We start from the raw sequence: 2,263 nt of genomic DNA on the forward strand, positions 1-2,263 counted from the left end.
AAGAGTGAACCACCTGATCCCTTCCCGAACTCAGAAGTGAAACCTCTTAGCGCTGATGGTAGTGTGGGGTTACCCATGTGAGAGTAAGTCATCGCCAGCTCATTATTCGAAACACCCCCTGACTAGTGCAGGGGGTGTTTTTTTATGTGTGGTGAAAAAAGGGAAAAAAATAATAAGAAAAGCAGCAGGATAAAATAGGGAAATGATAAAAATATTGTTAGATTGAGGCTTGAATTATCTAAACATGGATGATTATTAGACAATCAACGCATTCAAAAATCATCAATTAAAGTAATTCTCAGCTTAAAATGCCGGAAAATCTGAATGTAAGTCAGCTAAAACAACAGTTTAAATGTCTAACTATCGACTTAAGTGATGTCTGATGACTTATGATTTAGAAATCTACGACTTAGATCGTAGAGCTGCGATTTTTTTCTATAAAATTTGAGTTTTATTCTGACAATTTTCATATCAAATAATCTATCGTCTGATTGTGATTTAGCTTCTAATAACACATTGATAATTAATCATTATAAAAACTAGACCCGCAGTCCATCGACTTTTTTATGTATAAATATTTCAAAAATATCCGAGTTTTTATGACATTTTATTCCCAAACAACATGGATATATCTGAAAGGTATGGGTCTATACCTTTGTAATTTTGGACAATTTACAGTCAAAAACGGCATTGTAGCGAAAAATAAAACTCACAATTGGAGGTGAGGTTCAATGTCTACAAGCACAATGAATGTGAATAGCGTTGTCGATAACGCTAAGTTCACAAAATCGCATTTCAGCATCATGATGTGGTGTCTAATTCTTATTTTATTTGATGGTTACGACTTAGCGATCAATGGTGTTGCGCTGCCTTTATTAATGAAAGATTGGGGATTAACAGCTGTTCAGGCAGGTATGCTAGCGAGTACAGCACTTGCAGGGATGATGTTTGGTGCCATGATGTTTGGTACTTTGGCTGATAGGATTGGCCGTAAAAAAGTTATCATGATTTGTGTATTTTTATTCAGTACATTCACATTTTTAGGCGGTTTTGCATCAAATCCAACGGAATTTGGCGCGTTACGTTTTATTGCTGGACTTGGCATTGGTGGGGTATTACCGAACCTTGTGGCATTGACATCTGAATATGCACCTAAACATCTACGCAGTACTTTAGTGACCACTATGTTCAGTGGTTATGCAATGGGTGGCATCATGGCGGCTCTCTTTGGTTCATGGTTTACTGCGGATTATGGCTGGCAAATCATGTTCTTCATTGCGGGTATTCCACTGTTACTGTTGCCATTTGCTTGGAAATTTTTACCTGAATCGCTCACATTTTTGGTGAAGGTGAATCGTCATGATGAAGCACGTCGTATGATTCAAACCATTGCACCTGAACAAACCGTGACTGCAAATACTCAACTGGAACTGACTGAAGTTGCGGTTCCGGGTGGAACGTCTGTTAAAGCGTTGTATAAGCAAGGTCGTGGCGTAAGTACGATGTTGTTTTGGCTGTGTTTCTTTATGTGTTTATTAACGCTTTATGCATTAGGCAGTTGGTTACCAAAACTAATGATGGCCGCAGGTTATTCATTAGGTAGCAGTTTGACGTTCCTATTGGCGATGAATATTGGTGCGGTGATTGGTACGATTGGCGGCGGTATTTTAGCTGACAAATTCCATTTAAAACCGGTGATCATTACATTATGTCTCGCAGGTGCTGTGGCACTATCGTTACTCGGCTTTAATTCACCACAGCCTGTGATCTATCTTTTGGTTGCTGTCGCAGGTGCATCGGCAATTGGTTCGCAAATCTTGCTGTATAGCTATGTTGCACAGTACTATCCGTTGTCTGTACGTTCGACAGGTATTGGATGGGCATCTGCAGTCGGTCGTACAGGTGCGATTGTTGGCCCGATTTTGATCGGCTATTTATTATCACAAGAATTGCCACATCAAATTAACTTTATGGCCGTGGGAATTCCAGTAGTCATCGCAGCGATTGCAGTGTTCTTTATTCGCAAAGCGCAAACGGATGAAGAGGTTGCCGCTTTAGAAAATGTGAATAAGGCTTCAGTGAAAACACAGCGTTCGTATAGCTAAAACATAGATTTAAAAAGCCCGTCATTTGATGTAATGCCAGTCAGTTAAGAGATTGACTGGCTTTTTCTTGGGTATTTTTGAGGTTTTCCTTTTACAACCCTTGGATAACTCCTCACTCTTCTCTCAGGTATAACATACCGATTAGATTTCTCCATTAA

1 protein-coding gene and 1 rRNA gene are annotated in these 2,263 nt (G+C 39.4%); both read left to right on the top strand.

The window, feature by feature from the left end; translation table 11 throughout:
- Positions 1-100, top strand: a 5S ribosomal RNA gene (gene rrf, locus FTT72_RS16050); the annotation flags it as partial.
- Between the two features lie 631 nt (positions 101-731).
- The gene (locus FTT72_RS16055) at positions 732-2,105 is read left to right on the top strand and encodes an MFS transporter (protein ID WP_180035039.1); all 1,374 of its coding nucleotides are present in this window, start codon (positions 732-734) and stop codon (positions 2,103-2,105) included.
- The last annotated feature ends 158 nt before the right edge of the window (positions 2,106-2,263 follow it).

The sequence above is a fragment of the Acinetobacter sp. YH01005 genome, assembly GCF_013420465.1.
Classification (GTDB): domain Bacteria; phylum Pseudomonadota; class Gammaproteobacteria; order Pseudomonadales; family Moraxellaceae; genus Acinetobacter; species Acinetobacter amyesii.

Bases quoted from the DNA above. Each gene is read 5' to 3' on its own strand.
- FTT72_RS16055 (WP_180035039.1), top strand. From the start codon at position 732: ATGTCTACAAGCACAATGAATGTGAATAGCGTTGTCGATAACGCTAAG.